The sequence below is a fragment of the Streptomyces sp. NPDC035033 genome (genome assembly GCF_040636735.1).
In the GTDB taxonomy this organism is placed as follows: domain Bacteria; phylum Actinomycetota; class Actinomycetes; order Streptomycetales; family Streptomycetaceae; genus Streptomyces.
This window is the reverse complement of sequence record NZ_JBEZUZ010000001.1, coordinates 293,103-308,096: the sequence shown is the minus strand read 5'-3', so window position 1 is coordinate 308,096 and position 14,994 is coordinate 293,103. Positions and strand designations below refer to the sequence as shown.

Annotated in this window: 13 protein-coding genes and 1 tRNA gene; 8 read left to right on the top strand and 6 right to left on the bottom strand. The window is 70.5% G+C overall.

Annotation, left to right across the window (positions count from 1 at the left end; translation table 11 throughout):
- A partial coding sequence (locus tag AB0E83_RS01460) for an Hsp70 family protein (RefSeq protein ID WP_362104244.1) occupies positions 1-1,092 on the bottom strand: 1,092 nt, incomplete at its 3' end.
- A gap of 246 nt (positions 1,093-1,338) precedes the next feature.
- Here AB0E83_RS01460 and AB0E83_RS01455 point away from each other — a divergent pair.
- On the top strand, positions 1,339-2,085 hold the full coding sequence (locus AB0E83_RS01455) for a sugar transferase (protein WP_362104242.1): 747 nt from the start codon (positions 1,339-1,341) through the stop codon (positions 2,083-2,085).
- A 156-nt stretch (positions 2,086-2,241) separates the two neighbouring features.
- Positions 2,242-4,500 (top strand): heterodisulfide reductase-related iron-sulfur binding cluster, encoded by a 2,259-nt coding sequence (locus tag AB0E83_RS01450; RefSeq protein WP_362104240.1) that lies wholly within the window; start codon positions 2,242-2,244, stop codon positions 4,498-4,500.
- A gap of 52 nt (positions 4,501-4,552) precedes the next feature.
- Here AB0E83_RS01450 and AB0E83_RS01445 read toward each other — a convergent pair whose 3' ends face one another.
- Positions 4,553-5,230 carry a hypothetical protein gene (locus AB0E83_RS01445; protein WP_362104238.1) on the bottom strand — a complete coding sequence of 226 codons (678 nt, stop codon included), beginning with the start codon at positions 5,228-5,230 and terminating at the stop codon, positions 4,553-4,555.
- A 182-nt stretch (positions 5,231-5,412) separates the two neighbouring features.
- On the opposite strand from AB0E83_RS01445, the gene AB0E83_RS01440 reads away from it, so the two are divergent.
- Positions 5,413-6,246, top strand: a complete 834-nt coding sequence (locus AB0E83_RS01440) for a Yip1 family protein (protein ID WP_362104236.1) — start codon at positions 5,413-5,415, stop codon at positions 6,244-6,246.
- Between the two features lie 61 nt (positions 6,247-6,307).
- On the opposite strand, the gene AB0E83_RS01435 is transcribed toward AB0E83_RS01440, so the two are convergent.
- Positions 6,308-6,805: a phosphoribosyltransferase gene (locus AB0E83_RS01435; RefSeq protein WP_362104234.1), complete on the bottom strand. Its 498-nt coding sequence runs from the start codon at positions 6,803-6,805 to the stop codon at positions 6,308-6,310.
- A gap of 14 nt (positions 6,806-6,819) precedes the next feature.
- Complete coding sequence (gene dcd, locus AB0E83_RS01430; protein WP_362104232.1) at positions 6,820-7,395, bottom strand: dCTP deaminase; 576 nt, start codon at positions 7,393-7,395, stop codon at positions 6,820-6,822.
- 411 nt (positions 7,396-7,806) lie between these two features.
- Here dcd and AB0E83_RS01425 point away from each other — a divergent pair.
- From AB0E83_RS01425 to AB0E83_RS01410, 4 genes are all read left to right on the top strand, one after another.
- Positions 7,807-7,877: transfer RNA gene (locus AB0E83_RS01425), tRNA-Gly, on the top strand.
- A gap of 432 nt (positions 7,878-8,309) precedes the next feature.
- On the top strand, positions 8,310-10,310 hold the full coding sequence (locus AB0E83_RS01420) for an AAA family ATPase (protein WP_362104231.1): 2,001 nt from the start codon (positions 8,310-8,312) through the stop codon (positions 10,308-10,310).
- 298 nt (positions 10,311-10,608) lie between these two features.
- On the top strand, positions 10,609-11,718 hold the full coding sequence (locus AB0E83_RS01415) for a ThiF family adenylyltransferase (protein WP_362104230.1): 1,110 nt from the start codon (positions 10,609-10,611) through the stop codon (positions 11,716-11,718).
- The gene (locus AB0E83_RS01410; protein ID WP_362104228.1) at positions 11,715-12,368 is read left to right on the top strand and encodes a GNAT family protein; all 654 of its coding nucleotides are present in this window, start codon (positions 11,715-11,717) and stop codon (positions 12,366-12,368) included. Before AB0E83_RS01415 ends, AB0E83_RS01410 begins: the two co-directional genes overlap by 4 nt.
- Positions 12,369-12,979: 611 nt before the next feature.
- Here AB0E83_RS01410 and AB0E83_RS01405 read toward each other — a convergent pair.
- Both AB0E83_RS01405 and AB0E83_RS01400 read right to left on the bottom strand, forming a co-directional pair.
- Entirely contained in the window at positions 12,980-13,690 is a 711-nt protein-coding gene (locus tag AB0E83_RS01405) for a DUF4253 domain-containing protein (RefSeq protein ID WP_362104226.1), read from the bottom strand.
- Between the two features lie 283 nt (positions 13,691-13,973).
- The gene (locus AB0E83_RS01400) at positions 13,974-14,189 is read right to left on the bottom strand and encodes a DUF6243 family protein (RefSeq protein ID WP_362104224.1); all 216 of its coding nucleotides are present in this window, start codon (positions 14,187-14,189) and stop codon (positions 13,974-13,976) included.
- Positions 14,190-14,621: 432 nt separating this feature from the next.
- Here AB0E83_RS01400 and AB0E83_RS01395 point away from each other — a divergent pair, with 432 nt between their 5' ends.
- The gene (locus AB0E83_RS01395) at positions 14,622-14,825 is read left to right on the top strand and encodes a cold-shock protein (RefSeq protein WP_362104222.1); all 204 of its coding nucleotides are present in this window, start codon (positions 14,622-14,624) and stop codon (positions 14,823-14,825) included.
- Positions 14,826-14,994: the final 169 nt, after the last annotated feature.

Genomic DNA, 14,994 nt, shown 5'->3' with positions numbered 1-14,994 from the left:
GTCGAGGAGCAGGACGTCCTTGACCTCGCCCTTGAGGACACCGGCCTGGAGCGCGGCGCCGATGGCGACGACCTCGTCCGGGTTCACGCCCTTGTTGGCCTCGTTGCCGCCGGTCAGCTCCTTGACGAGCTCGGCGACGGCCGGCATGCGGGTCGAGCCACCGACCAGGACCACGTGGTCGATCTCGGAGAGGGCGATGCCCGCGTCCTTGATGACGTTGTGGAACGGGACCTTGCAGCGCTCCAGGAGGTCGGAGGTGAGCTGCTGGAACTGGGCGCGGGTGAGCTTCTCGTCCAGGTGCAGCGGGCCCTCGGCGGAGGCCGTGATGTAGGGCAGGTTGATGGAGGTCTCGGTCGAGGAGGAGAGCTCGATCTTCGCCTTCTCGGCCGCCTCGCGCAGACGCTGGAGCGCCATCTTGTCGGCGGAGAGGTCGACGCCGTGGCCGTTCTTGAACTGGGTCACCAGGTAGTCGACGACGCGCTGGTCCCAGTCGTCGCCACCGAGGTGGTTGTCACCGTTGGTGGCCTTCACCTCGACGACGCCGTCGCCGATCTCCAGGAGGGACACGTCGAAGGTGCCGCCACCGAGGTCGAAGACGAGGATGGTCTGGTCGTCCTTGTCCAGGCCGTAGGCCAGGGCGGCCGCGGTCGGCTCGTTGACGATGCGCAGGACGTTGAGGCCCGCGATCTCGCCGGCCTCCTTGGTGGCCTGGCGCTCGGAGTCGTTGAAGTACGCCGGGACGGTGATGACCGCGTCGGTGACCTTCTCGCCCAGGTAGGCCTCGGCGTCGCGCTTCAGCTTCTGGAGGATGAAGGCCGACATCTGCTGCGGGTTGAAGGTCTTCCCGTCGAGCTCGATCTTCCAGTCGGTGCCCATGTGGCGCTTCACGGACCGGATGGTCCGGTCGACGTTGGTGACGGCCTGGCGCTTGGCGACCTCGCCGACCAGCACCTCGCCGTTCTTCGCGAAGGCGACGACGGACGGCGTGGTCCTGGCACCCTCGGCGTTGGTGATGACGGTGGGCTCGCCGCCTTCGAGAACGCTGACGACGGAGTTAGTGGTGCCCAGGTCGATGCCGACCGCACGTGCCATTTCGATTCCTCCAGCTGACTGACTTGAGTGGAACTGACTCAAGGATGCACGACGGGACGCGGGGCGTCAACAGACCTGAGTCGAGGCGACTCAACTCTTCACCGCGCGCACCACTCAAAGGGACGCGGAGAGCGCGTCGTTCCCTGACTCCGGGGGCGGGAGATGGGAGAGTCCTGGTGCCCCGTGTCGGGCAAAGCGGGCATATTCCACGAACATCCCATGATCTCAGCCGGAGGGGTCCGGGGCATGACGGCGAACCGTACGCATCACGCGCACCGCAGTTTCGGCCCCGAGGACGGTCCCGGGCCCACCGGGACCCCCGGCCTCCCGCACACCTCCGGGACCCCCGGCCCCCGGCGCACCTCCGAGCCCACCGGGACCCCCGGGACCCCCGACCCCCGGCGCACCCCCAGCCCCCCGTACGCCACCACCCCCCGGCGCGCCCCCGGCCTCCCGTACGCCACCGGCCTCCCGCGCGCCTTCGACCTCAAGCGCGCCTTCGACCTGCTGGGGGGCACGCTCCTGCTCCTCGTCCTCTCCCCCCTCTTCGCCGCCGTCGCCCTCTCGCTCGCCCTGGGCTCGCCCGCGCCCGGCGGCGCCCCGCTGCTGCGCCGCCGGGAGGTGGCGGGCCTCGGCGGCCGCCCCTTCACGATGCTGACCTTCCGCACCAGGAGCCCGCTGGCCGCGCTGCCGCTGCTGCTGCACGTCGTACGGGGCCGGATGTCGCTCGTCGGACCGTGCCCGCTCTCCCCCACCCACCCGGAGTGCACGGGCGAGGCGCGGCGCCGGCTCTCCGTGCGCCCGGGGCTGACCGGGCCGTGGCAGATCAGCGACCGGTCCGACCTGCCCTGGGAGGAGCGCGAGCTGCTGGACCTCCACTATGTGGACCACCACTGGCTCGGGATGGATCTGGCCGTTCTGGCGCGTACGCTTCCAGCAGTCCGCCGTCGTCGTCTCCGGCGCGCCTCGGCCCGTCCGGCAAGGCTTGCCTGAGCGACACAGATCACCGCGAGGGCCGCTACAAGTGGAGCGCCCCGCCCGGTAATCTCAGCACGGACTAGATAAGTTACCGCTTAGTAGGCTCAGGGCGAAGGTGAGGCGAGCACAGGCCGCGCCAGCCGCGCCCCAGGCCCGCCCGAGGAGCCCGTCATGCAACTCGCCGCGATCATCGTGTCGCTGACGCTGACCGTGGTCGGCGTTGCCCTGCTCGCTCGCGCCATCGGCCAGTTCGTCCGGTACTTCAAGCTCGGCCAGCCGGTCCCGGCCGGCACCCGGACCGACAACCCCTACCAGCGCAGCGTCACCCTGGTCCGGGAGTTCCTGGGCCACACCCGGATGAACCGCTGGGGCATCGTCGGCTTCGCCCACTGGTTCGTCGCCGTCGGCTTCCTGACCCTGCCGCCGACCCTCGCGCAGGCGTTCGGCCAGCTCTTCCAGGCCGACTGGACGCTGCCGGTCATCGGCGGCTTCCTGCCCTTCGAGCTCTACATCGAGTTCATCGGCGTGATGACGATCCTCGGCATCGCCGCCCTGATCGTCATCCGCCTGCTGAGCCTGCCGGGCCGGGCCGGCCGCAAGTCCCGCTTCGCCGGCTCCAAGGCGGGCCAGGCGTACTTCGTCGAGTACGTGATCCTCACCATCGGCCTCGCGATCTACGTGCTGCGCGGCCTGGAGGGCGCGATCCACCACGTCGAGCACTACGAGGCCGCGTACTTCGCCTCGTACCCGCTCGTCCTGGCCTTCAAGGGCCTCTCCCTCTCCACCCTCCAGACGCTCATCTACTTCACCGCCATGGTGAAGATCAGCACCTCGTTCATCTGGATGATCGTGGTCTCGCTGAACACCAACATGGGCGTCGCCTGGCACCGCTTCCTCGGCTTCCCGAACATCTGGTTCAAGCGCAACGCCACCGGCGAGACCGCGCTGGGCGCGCTCCAGCCGATGACGACCGGCGGCAAGCCGATCGACTTCGAGGACCCGGGCGAGGACGACGTCTACGGCGTCTCCCAGGTCGAGCAGTTCTCCTGGAAGGGCCTGCTCGACTTCTCCACCTGCACCGAGTGCGGCCGCTGCCAGTCGCAGTGCCCCGCCTGGAACACCGGCAAGCCGCTCTCCCCCAAGCTCCTCATCATGTCGCTGCGCGACCACGCGCACGCCAAGGCGCCGTACCTGCTCGCGGGCGGCGGCAAGACCATGGAGGGCGACGAGAAGGCCACCGAGGAGCAGCTGAAGGACGTCCCCGCCGCGGCCCTGGCCGAGGCCGAGCGCCCGCTCATCGGCACCGTCGAGGAGAACGGCGTCATCGACCCGGACGTCCTGTGGTCCTGCACCACCTGCGGCGCCTGCGTCGAGCAGTGCCCGGTCGACATCGAGCACATCGACCACATCGTCGACATGCGCCGCTACCAGGTCATGATCGAGTCCGCGTTCCCGTCCGAGGCGGGCACGATGCTCAAGAACCTGGAGAAGAAGGGCAACCCCTGGGGCCTGGCCAAGAAGCAGCGCGTCGAGTGGACCAAGGAGGTCGACTTCGAGGTCCCGATCGTCGGCAAGGACGTCGAGGACCTCTCCGAGGTCGACTACCTCTACTGGGTCGGCTGCGCCGGCGCCCTGGAGGACCGCGCCAAGAAGACCACCAAGGCCTTCGCGGAGCTGCTGCACATCGCGGGCGTCAAGTTCGCGATCATGGGCGGCGAGGAGAAGTGCACCGGTGACTCCCCGCGCCGTCTGGGCAACGAGCCGCTCTTCCAGCAGCTCGGCCAGGAGAACGTCGCGATGCTGAACATGGCGTTCGGCGAGGACGACGAGGACGAGTCGACGAAGAAGCCGAAGTCGGCGAAGAAGATCGTCTCCACCTGCCCGCACTGCTTCAACACCATCGCCAACGAGTACCCGCAGCTCGGCGGCGAGTACGAGGTCATCCACCACACCCAGCTGCTCCAGCACCTCATCGACGAGGGCAAGCTGATCCCGGTGACCCCGGTCGACGGCCTCATCACCTACCACGACCCGTGCTACCTGGGCCGCCACAACAAGGTCTACACGCCGCCGCGCGAGATCATGTCGGCCGTCCCCGGCCTGCGCCAGCAGGAGATGCACCGCCACAAGGAGCGCGGCTTCTGCTGCGGCGCCGGCGGCGCGCGGATGTGGATGGAGGAGCGGATCGGCAAGCGCATCAACACCGAGCGCGTCGACGAGGCGCTGTCCCTCAACCCGGACATCGTCTCCACCGCCTGCCCGTTCTGCCTCGTCATGCTCACGGACTCCGTGAACGGCAAGAAGAACGACGGCAAGGCCAAGGAGAGCCTCCAGGTCGTCGACGTGGCCCAGCTGCTGCTGGAGTCGGTGAAGACCCCGGTCGACCCCGAGCCGGAGACCCCGGCGGAGGAGCCGGAGCCGGTCGCGTAAGACCATGCGAGAAGGGCCGTCCCACCCGGTGGGACGGCCCTTTTTCACGCCCTCAGCGCTTCTGGGCGTGGTACTGGGCGACGAGCCTGCCGTTCAGGTCGTAGACCCAGCTGTCGCCGCCCTGCTTCGGGGCGCCGATCACGACGAACCGGTACTGGTGCTCGCCGGGCTGCGCGGCGAGCTTGTAGGTCCAGCCGTGGTGCCGGACGGTGAGGTGCTTCGCGTCGACGGTGGCGAGGCGCTCGCCGTCGAGGGCGGCGATCCGGACGCGCGGCCCGTCCTTGACGTTCTTGGCGAAGGTGGCGACGGTCCCGTCGGCGAGCTTGGCCTCGGGCTCACGGTGGGGGACGGGCTTCGGCTCGGGGGCGGGGACCCGGTCGAGCCACGAGCTGACGGTCCCGTCGGGCCGGAGCACGAGGTGGAGCCCGTTGTTCTCCCCGTACGCGGGCTTCCCGTCGGTGCTGCTGAGGGTGCCGAGCAGCTGCCCGCCCCCGTAGACGTCGGCGGAGAAGCGCCCGGGGCCGTCCCGGTAGACCTTGGCGAGCGAGCCGTCGGCGAGGTCCACGTTCCGCCAGAGGACGGACCGGTCGCTCGCGGCGGCGGCAGGGTCCGCGGGTCCCGCGGGGTCCTCGGTGGCGAAGGCCGCGGCCGCCGGGAGGAGGAGGGCGGCGGAGGTGCCGGTGGCGACGGCGGCGGTACGGAGGACGCGGGCACGGCGGTTGAGACGCATGGAAAGCTCCAGAAGGGTTTCGCTGCTGACCCCACCGAAGCTACGAGCCCGATATGTAGCAATTGCGCCCGTTTCGTAACAGCGACCGCACGGTCGTCCGGCGACCCCGTGACCCCCTGGGGGATGTCACAGCTCCGCACCGAAGGCGCGGGGGCGCCGCGGAAGCGGGTACGTTCAATGACGTGGCTGGATTCAGGAACGGACGCGGCCGGGACAACCGCCCCCCGCAACAACAGCATCGACCGCAGCAGGCGCCGTACGGGTACAACGCGCCCCCGCAGGGGTACCCGCCGCAGCAGCAGTGGCAGCAACAGCCACCGCGGCAGCCGTACGGGGAGCCCGAGTACTTCGGCGACCCGCACGCGCAGCACCCGCACGCGTCGACGGCGAACAACCCGGGCCACACCCAGATGTTCAGCGTCGACGACCCCTACGGTCCGCAGGGCGGCTACCAGCCGCCCCCGGCCCCCGTCGGCCCCCGCCTGGGCTGGAAGGCCCTGCTGAGCGGCATCGTGCTGCGCCCGGCGGATACCTTCCTCCAGATGCGCGACCACGCGGTCTGGGGCCCGGCGCTGATCGTCACCTTCCTCTACGGCCTGCTGGCGATCTTCGGCTTCGACCAGGCCCGCGACGAGGTGCTGAACGCGACGATCTCCAGCACGATCCCGTACGTCCTGATGACCGGCGTCGGCTTCGTCCTCGCCGGCCTGATCCTGGGCGCGGTCACCCACACCCTCGCCCGCCAGCTCGGCGGCGACGGCGCCTGGCAGCCCACGATCGGCCTCTCCATGCTGATCATGTCGCTCACCGACGCCCCCCGCCTCCTCTTCGCCCTCTTCCTGGGCGGCGACAACGGCCTGGTGCAGATCATCGGCTGGCTGACCTGGGGCGCGGCCGGCGCGCTCTTCACGCTCATGGTGAGCCGCTCCCACGACCTCCCCTGGCCCAAGGCCCTGGGCGCCTCCGCCATCCAGCTGGTGGCCCTCCTGAGCCTGATCAAGCTGGGCACGCTGTAGGGCGGACGCGAGAGAGCCCCCGCCGGGCGTCCGGCGGGGGCTCTCTCGCGCGTCGGGAGGCTCAGGCGTCGAGGACCTGGCCCTCGCGCTTGACGACGGGCGGCTGGACGGACCACGGGAAGTTGATCCACTCGTCCGTCTTCTTCCACACGTACTCGCACTTCACGAGGGAGTGGGACTTCTCGTAGATGACGGCGGAGCGGACCTCGGCGACGTGGTCGACGCAGAAGTCGTGGACGAGCTTGAGGGTCTTGCCGGTGTCGGCGACGTCGTCGGCGATCAGGACCTTCTTGTCGGAGAAGTCGATCGCGTTCGGGACGGGCGCCAGCATGACCGGCATCTCCAGGGTCGTCCCGACCCCGGTGTAGAACTCCACGTTCACGAGGTGGATGTTCTTGCAGTCCAGCGCGTAGGCCAGACCGCCGGCGACGAACACGCCGCCGCGCGCGATCGACAGGACGATGTCGGGCTCGTACCCGTCGTCGGCGATGGTCTGCGCCAGCTCGCGGACGGCCGTCCCGAAGCCCTCGTACGTCAGGTTCTCGCGTACTTCACTCATGTCCGGCTACCGCCTCACACCTGGGTCCGATGGAAGTTCATGTACGAGCGGGAGGCCGTCGGCCCCCGCTGCCCCTGGTACCGGGAGCCGTACCGCTCGCTGCCGTACGGGAACTCGGCGGGCGAGCTCAGCCGGAACATGCACAGCTGCCCGATCTTCATCCCCGGCCACAGCTTGATGGGGAGGGTCGCGAGGTTCGACAGCTCCAGGGTCACGTGCCCCGAGAAGCCGGGGTCGATGAACCCGGCGGTGGAGTGCGTGACGAGCCCGAGCCGCCCGAGGGAACTCTTCCCCTCCAGGCGCGACGCGATGTCGTCCGGCAGGGTGATGACCTCGTACGTCGAGGCGAGCACGAACTCGCCCGGGTGCAGGATGAACGCCTCGTCGCCCTCCGGCTCCACCTCGCGCGTCAGGTCGAGCTGCTCGGTGGCGGGGTCGATGTGCGGGTAGCGGTGGTTCTCGAACACCCGGAAGAAGCGGTCGAGCCGCACGTCGATGCTCGACGGCTGCACCATGGATTCGTCGTACGGGTCGATGCGCACCCGCCCGGCATCGATCTCGGCCCGGATGTCCTTGTCTGAGAGAAGCACGCCCCCACGATACGCAGAGGGCGCGGGCCGCCCCAATCGGGCCACTCCGCGCCCCGCCCAGGTCAGCCCGGCTCAGCGCGGCTGGACCTCCACCGGCACCGCGTGCCTCAACCGCGCGCACCGCGGACACCGGACGAGCCGCGCGGGCCCGATCCGTCCGGCGCCGAGCTGCTGCAGCGGAAACGAGGCGGTACTGAACACGTGCCCTTCGGCACAGCGGACGACGGTGCGCTCCACGGAACCCATCAAGTCCCTTCCCCTACACACGTGGTGGACGAGACAGCCACATTAGGGGATCAACGGGACAGCCCTCCACGCGGCACTCCGACCCGCCGAAGAGAGACGGAGTACGCCACCCGTGGCACATGGGGTACAGTGTGCAACGATGCGGCTGGTTCATCCGGCCGCTGCGCGGATGTAGTTTAATGGTAGAACATGAGCTTCCCAAGCTTATAGCGCGGGTTCGATTCCCGTCATCCGCTCGTAGAGACGAAGCCCCAGGTCGGTGACCTGGGGCTTCGTCGTTGCCCAGGTCTCTCCGGGCGCGCGCACCGCACCGGCTCCGCCCTCCTGGTCGCCGGCCTCGGCGCCGCCGGGTCGCCGTCACGGCGGTCATCGGCGGTCATCGGCGGTCATCGGCGTGAAAGCGTTCCACGCGGCCGGGGCGGTACGGCAGGCGGTGTCTGCCGGGTTCCCGCGCCGGTCCCGGTGCCGGCTCGACCGTCGTCGTGCGTATTCCGCGATCAGGCCCGGGCTGCCAGGATGCCTGCACGCTTTCGTTCTCGGCGCGGCCCCAGCTCCGGTGCCTGGCCGCAGGGCACGCGATACGTGTCCCCCTGCGCAGCCCGTCGGTATGGAGGAGGCCGTCGCGCCGGGCCGGAGGCCTGTTCACGGGTATGGGAAGGATGGGGGCCGTGTTCGTAGGGCGCGAGCGGGAACTGGATGAGCTCCAGAACGCGTTGAAGGTCTGCCGGCTGGTGACCGTGACCGGTGTGGCGGGCGTCGGCAAGTCGCGGCTTGCGCGGCAGGTGGTGGACCTCGGTCTGGCGGCCGCCGCGGAGGATTCCTGCTGGGCGGATCTGTGGCAGCTGCGCGATGACGGCCTGCTCGCGGCGCTCGTGGCTGATGCGTGCGGTCTGTCCGATCACACGCCGAGGATGCCGGTGGAGGTGATCTGCGACTGGATCGGCGATCGCGAACTGCTGCTCGTGCTCGATTCCTGTGAGCACGTGCTGACCGCGTGCCGGAGCCTGGTGCAGAGGCTGCTCGAGAAGTGTCCGCGACTGAGGATCGTGGCCACCAGCCGCGAAGTGTTCCACCTGGACGGGGAGTACGCCGTTGTCGTCGAACCGCTGCCGTGCGCCACGGACGCCCCCGAGTTGTTTCTGCGGCGTGCCACGGAACTGGGGCACGTGCCCGAACCCGGGGACCTGAACCAGGTCACCGAGCTGTGTTCCTACCTCGACGGGCTTCCGTTGGCGCTGGAGCTCGCCGCGGGGACACTGCGGCACTGCGGAATCGAGGACCTTCTGCGGCGCCCGCGGCACGAGTTGAGCCGGGGGGAGGACGAGGTGCGTCCGGTGGCGCCCCGCCGGCACGACGTTCTGCGGACCGCCCTGGGGTGGAGCCATGAACTGTGCGCGCCCGCGGAGCGTCTGCTGTGGGCGCGGCTGTCCATCGTCCAAGGGCACTTCGACGAGCCCCTGGCAGTGGCCTTGTGCGCCGGTGGGCCGCTCTCCGCCCACGACGTGGGCCACGCTCTGGAGAGGCTGGTGGACAAGTCCGTCGTGACCCGCAGACGCGGACGCTACCTGTTGCTCGACACGGTGCGTGAATACGGACGCCTGTGGCTCGCCGAACTCGGCGAGCTGGACGCGATGGCGAGCCGGCACGCCTCGTACTTCCTGACTCAGGCGCGGCACGCGGACGCCACGTGGACGAGTGCCGAGCAGACCGGCTGGTACCGCACCATCAAGGAGGCGCACCCCGATCTGTGTGCGGCCCTGGACCACCTGATCGTCCACGACGTCGACGCGGCGCTCGAGCTGGCCACCTTGACGGGCTTCTACTGGACTTGCTGCGGACATGCGCACACCGCGCAGCTCTATCTCTCCCGCACGCTGAAGGCCTGCGACGGCCAGGGGCCCGTGCGGCAACGAGCTTTGTGGGCCCTCGGCCTGACCTATCTCCTGCAGGGAAACCACGCCGCGGGGACGCACCTGGCGCGTCAGTGCCTGGAGCACGCCCGTGTCACCGGGGATGCGACGGCGCTGCTGCGGGCCTCCTACCTGCAGGCCATGAGCGACCTTCTGCGGGGCGATCCCCGGCCGGGCCTGGAGCTTCTGGAGCAGGCCCTGCGGAACGCGGGCGCACACGGCACGGACGCCGCTCCCCAGGCCGTGATGATGTGCCGGATGCTGCGTCTGTTCGCCCTCACCGGGCTCGGTGAGTTGGAGGAGGCCCTGGAGTCGGCCGCGGTTCTGCGCGCGGAGTGTGTCGCCATGGGCGAGCACTGGATCCGCTCCTACGCCGATTACCAGATGTGTGTGATCGCGCTGCGTGAGGGGGACAGTGAACTGGCCCTGGAGTACGCCCGTTCGATGCTGCACGCGAAGCAGCAGATCGGTGACACCTTCGGTATCGCGCTGGGCCTCGACATGCTGGCCGCGGCCTTCTCCGCCAACGGAGACGGCTATTCCGCGGCGCTCGCATCCGGCGCGGGCCAGCGGCTGTGGGACGCGGTGGGGCATCCACAGCGTGGCGCCCCGGACGTGGCCCCGCTGCGCGAGGCGGGCGAGGACACTGCGCGCAGGCTGGTGGGCGCGGTTGCCTACGAGTCGTACCGCAGCGAGGCCGCCCATGCCGACCCCGGCGAGATGCTCGCCTGGGCGGCCGGCGGTGAGCCACCCCTGTAGGGCGTCGGCGCGGCACGATCACAAGAGATGACTTTCCCGGGCGGTCACCCGTTTGCCGCGCCCGGTGCGACTTTCTCCGCACCGGTCCGGAGCGGCGAAAAGCGTTGTGCCACCTGGCCGAAGTCGCCTTCGGGAGCGCGTCGGCACAAGGGGGCGCGAGGTGGTGAAATACCGCGCACGAATTCGACCGCGTACGCCCCCTCGCGCAGAGGGATTCAAAGATCACGCGCTGGTAGCTTCCGGCCTCGTGACCGATTCGTTTCCCGAAACTCCGAGTGCCCCGCAGTACCCCATGCCGATGCCGACGGGGCGGGCGGTCTCCGTCCGGCCCACCCTGCTGCGCCCCGCCGAGGAGGACGACCGGGCCGTCCTCGACGCCCTGCTCGACTCCGGCCGCGTGCGCGAGCGGCACGACCGCATCGACGAGCAGCTCGCCGAACTGGCGCGCTGCTCCCGCCCTCATGACGTCCTCACGGCGCGTCGGCTGGCGGAAGCCGTGGCAGAGCTGACCGGTGGCGCCGAGCTCAGCCGTTACGGAACGTGGGTGTGGTACCCGTGGTCCGGGCGCCTCGTGCGGGTGCTGCCCCGCGAGGAGTTCCGGCGGGTGCGCACCGACCGCAACCGGGGCAAGATCACCACTGCCGAGCAGCGGCACCTGCTCGCGCGGCGGATCGGGGTGATCGGCCTGTCGGTGGGCAACAGCGCGGCGCTCACCTGTGCCATGGAGGGCGTCGCGGGATCGTTTCGTCTGGCCGACTTCGACACTCTCGGACTCAGCAACCTCAACCGGTTGCGGGCCGGCGTGCACGACTTGGGGCTGCCCAAGACGGTGCTGTGCGCACGGCAGATGTACGAGATCGACCCGTACCTCGACATCGAGCTGTGGCAGGAGGGACTCACCGAGGACACCATCGACGCCTTCTTCGGCGCCGCGGGCCGTCCGCTCGACCTCGTGATCGAGGAGTGTGACACCCCCTGGGTGAAGACCGCCGCTCGCGAACACGCACGACGGCACGGTGTCCCGGTCCTGATGGACACCAACGACCGGGGGATGCTGGACGTCGAGCGCTTCGACCTGGAGCCGGACCGCCCTCTGTTCCACGGCCGGGGCGGCGGCCTGAGTTCCGAGGACGTACGGCGCCTCTCACCGGCGGACGCCTTGGCCTACCTGCTGCGCGTCTGCGACGAGAGCCGGCTCAGTCCTGCCATGAAGGACGCTCTCGGTCGGATCGGGCACTCCCTGTCCAGCTGGCCACAGCTGGCCAGTGGGGTGACGCTGGGCGGCGCCCTGGTCACCGACACCGCGCGCCGCATCCTGCTCGGCGCGCCCGTGGCCTCGGGCCGCTACTACACGGATCTCGAAGAGATCATCGGCGCCGAGCCTGTCCCCGCGGGAGCGTCCCGGTGAACCGCCTTCCCGAACTCCACGGTGAACACCTGTGGTTGCGCGAACTGCGGGCCACCGACCTGGCCCCCTTCGAGCGCATCCACACCCACCGTGTGCTCACGCGCTACCTCGGTGTCGACCGGATGGACGCCCGTCAGGCCCAGGACGCGTTCGCGCAGCATCTCGCCCAGCCCTACACCCATCCGCGGCGCAAGCACACCCTGGCCGTCTGTCCACCCGGCCAGGACGTCATGGTCGGCACCATGGGCCTGCTCATCGAGGAGTACGGGCGCAACGCCATGCTCACCGGCCTGGTCCTGCTCCCGGACGCGCCTGTACGGGGTCACGGGCACGAAGCGGGCCGCCTCCTGATGGCCTATGGATTCGGGCACTTGGGGCTGCACCGCATCTGGGCCGGGCACCGCGCCGATCACCCCCGGATGCGTGAGGTGATGCTCGCGGCCGGCCTGCAACCCGAGGCCACGCTGCGGGAACTGTTCCACACTCAGGGCCGGTGGCACGACGTCACCACCTACGCGGCGCTCGCACCCGCATGGATCCGCCGTGCCACCCCCGCCGAACAGGCCATCCTCCGCGGTGCCGCCTTCCCCTCCCCCGCCGGCGCTCCGGACGCACCGGCACGGCCCGCGTACGCGACGACCGGCCGGTGAATCCTGCCGACGGCGGGACGCGAGGACGGTGTCCGCAGCGGGACGGCCCTCACGGCGCGAACGGCGGACGGCATCGCCGGCTGTCCCCGCGAGGCATCCCCGCGGGGGCAGCCGATCAGTCCGAGGCCGAGAACCGCGCCTGTCTCGCCTTGCACGCCGACGACGCCTCCGCCCCGCGTGACCTCGTCGTCGCCGAGATCGAGGCCCGTCCACGCGGCACCGAGCCCGCCACCCGGGGCCCGGGAGCCCGCCCCGTCCGCGTCCGCCCGGAGGGCCGTGTGCCGCAGCGTGCCGGCAGGGGCGGTGCACAGCGGTCACCAAGGGGCTCGGCACGGCAGCCGGAACGACGAGCCTGAGGAACACGCTCGCAGGTCAGATGCCGTCCAGAGGCCCAGGTGCCGGATGCTTCCCGAGCTCATGGCGCGGGTTCGATTCCCGTCATCCGCCCGTAGGGACGAAGCCCCAGGCCGGTGACCTGGAGCTTCGTCGTCGTCCAGACCTGTCGGGGGCGGTACGAGGGCGGGGCGGGGGAGCCGCTGAGGCGGCCGGGCGGGGGCCGTGGCCGGCGGGACCGCCTCCCGCCGGGGCCCTTCCGTCCCGGGCCGTCCGGTTCAGTCCCACCAGAGGGACCACATCGTCGAGCGGACCATGCCGTCGCCGGCCGTGATCGCGTCCTGCACGGTGTCGCCGCAGCAGGCGAGCAGCTCGGTGGTGGCCTGCGCGGCGTCCCGCGGGTCCAGGGGCGGCCGGTCGACCACCAGCTCCAGGTAGGGGCCCGTGGCGAAGAACAGCTGTGCGCCCCACCGTTCCTGCCAGCGGCGCAGGAGAGCCGCGTCGTCGAGGGGAGTCAGGGACCGGCCGCCGTGCCCGAACCAGTTCATGGTGTCGTACAGGCACGGGAGGAGGACGGGCACCTCGTAACCGCCGCGCGCGACCACGAAGTCGACCCATCGCGTGCCGCTGGAGGGGGCGCTGCCGTCAGTGGCCCACCGCGGCGTTCCCGGCGTCGCGCCCACCACGGCAGGACCGAGCAACGGTGCCAGGCGGTCGGGATCGTGGTCGTCCCGCCATCCCTCGAAGTCCTCGTCGCCGAAGGCGAGTTCCGCGGTCGACCGCCGGAAGCCGGAGACCACGACCGACGCGGCCCGGGCGTCGTGGTCCTGGCGGACGGCCTCGCGGACCGAACGCTGCCATTCGGCCGGGTCGTGGCCGGCCTCGTCGTCGCAGGCGGCCTCCCCCTTCGGCGAGGCCGTCGTGACACAGGGCCACCAGCCGGTCCGCCCGTTCCCGTCACGGCCCGCGCGACCTCGGCCCCGGGGCACCACTCCCGCAGGAGAAGCAGGAGCTCATCGGCGGAGAGGGCGGGCGGGCGAAGGAACGGCGTCATGGGCTCAGGACCCTAGAGGCCATCGGCACAGACCCCGCCCCCTTTTCTTCCCGGCGCGCGCGGAACGGGCGCCGGTCGGGGAGGGGAGTCGCGGGCCCGCCGGCGCCCCGGCGGCCGCGGAGGGGCGTGTCCCCTCCGTGCCCGTCGGGGCGGCGAGGTCCGGGCCCTGGCCGGGCGGTGCCGGGTGGTGGCGGGCGGTGCCGGGTGGTGGCGGGGCGTCAGCTCTGGGCGGTGTCGTCGTCCGTCCGCCCGGTGCCCTCGGCGGCGTGGGTCTTCTCGCGCATCTTGCGCACCAGCTCCGCCTTTCGGTCGGCGGCGCCCTGGCGGTCGAGGTTGCGGTGCGGGCCGTTGTTCTGCCGTTCGGCGCGGGACAGCCTCTTGCGCTGGCCGCCGCCCTGGCCCACGGGGTTGTTGATGTTCTTGCTGTCGGTCACGGGGTCTCCCGGCGATGAGGTGAAGTGTTCTACGGCTCCATCCTGGGGGACGGGCGCGGCGGCGACCGCCGATCGCCCGGGGCACGGGGCCAGGGGGAAGGGGGCCGGCGCCCCCGGGGGCTTGTGGCAGGGCCCCGGTCGCGCCGCGGGGAGGGGGCGATATCTCACTGCGCGGAGTGAGAATTCGGAAGGCGGCGCGACGAGGATTGTTGCCGCGCAAAAGGAGCGGAGATATTCACCCGGCTTTCGGGGCGGTGCCGTGCTACTGTCGATATCAGTTGCAGTTGTGGTTCCCGAAACTTCAAGTGCTCCCAGCGGCCTTCGAGGCGGCGGTGGCGCTTTTTTCGTCTCCGGATTTCTCCGGCGGGGCAATCATCACAGCGACATGGTTTCCGCACAGTGCGGACGCCGATGATCCTCGAAGGAGAAAACATGAGCACGGGCACCGTGAAGTGGTTCAACGCGGAAAAGGGCTTCGGCTTCATCGAGCAGGACGGTGGCGGCCCCGACGTGTTCGCCCACTACTCGAACATCGCCGCCCAGGGCTTCCGCGAGCTGCAGGAGGGCCAGAAGGTCAGCTTCGACATCGCGCAGGGCCAGAAGGGCCCGACGGCCGAGAACATCGTCTCCGTCTGATCCTGGCGCACACACCGCAGCAGGGGCCCGCATCCTTCGGGGTGCGGGCCCCTGCTGCGTACGCCCCACCGGAATCCCGCCGGGCGGACCCGTCCCAAATATCCGCCCCCGGTCCCGCCTCCGGTCCCGCTCCCGGACCCGCTGCGGCCCGACCGAGCGGACGTCGCCT

What these genes read in the sequence shown, in the direction of transcription:
- AB0E83_RS01455 (WP_362104242.1), top strand. Translation starts at nt 1,339, where the DNA reads ATGACGGCGAACCGTACGCATCACGCGCACCGCAGTTTCGGCCCCGAG.
- AB0E83_RS01415 (WP_362104230.1), top strand. Translation starts at nt 10,609, where the DNA reads ATGCCGACGGGGCGGGCGGTCTCCGTCCGGCCCACCCTGCTGCGCCCC.
- AB0E83_RS01435 (WP_362104234.1), bottom strand. Translation starts at nt 6,805, where the DNA reads ATGAGTGAAGTACGCGAGAACCTGACGTACGAGGGCTTCGGGACGGCC.
- AB0E83_RS01395 (WP_362104222.1), top strand. Translation starts at nt 14,622, where the DNA reads ATGAGCACGGGCACCGTGAAGTGGTTCAACGCGGAAAAGGGCTTCGGC.
- AB0E83_RS01450 (WP_362104240.1), top strand. Translation starts at nt 2,242, where the DNA reads ATGCAACTCGCCGCGATCATCGTGTCGCTGACGCTGACCGTGGTCGGC.
- AB0E83_RS01445 (WP_362104238.1), bottom strand. Translation starts at nt 5,230, where the DNA reads ATGCGTCTCAACCGCCGTGCCCGCGTCCTCCGTACCGCCGCCGTCGCC.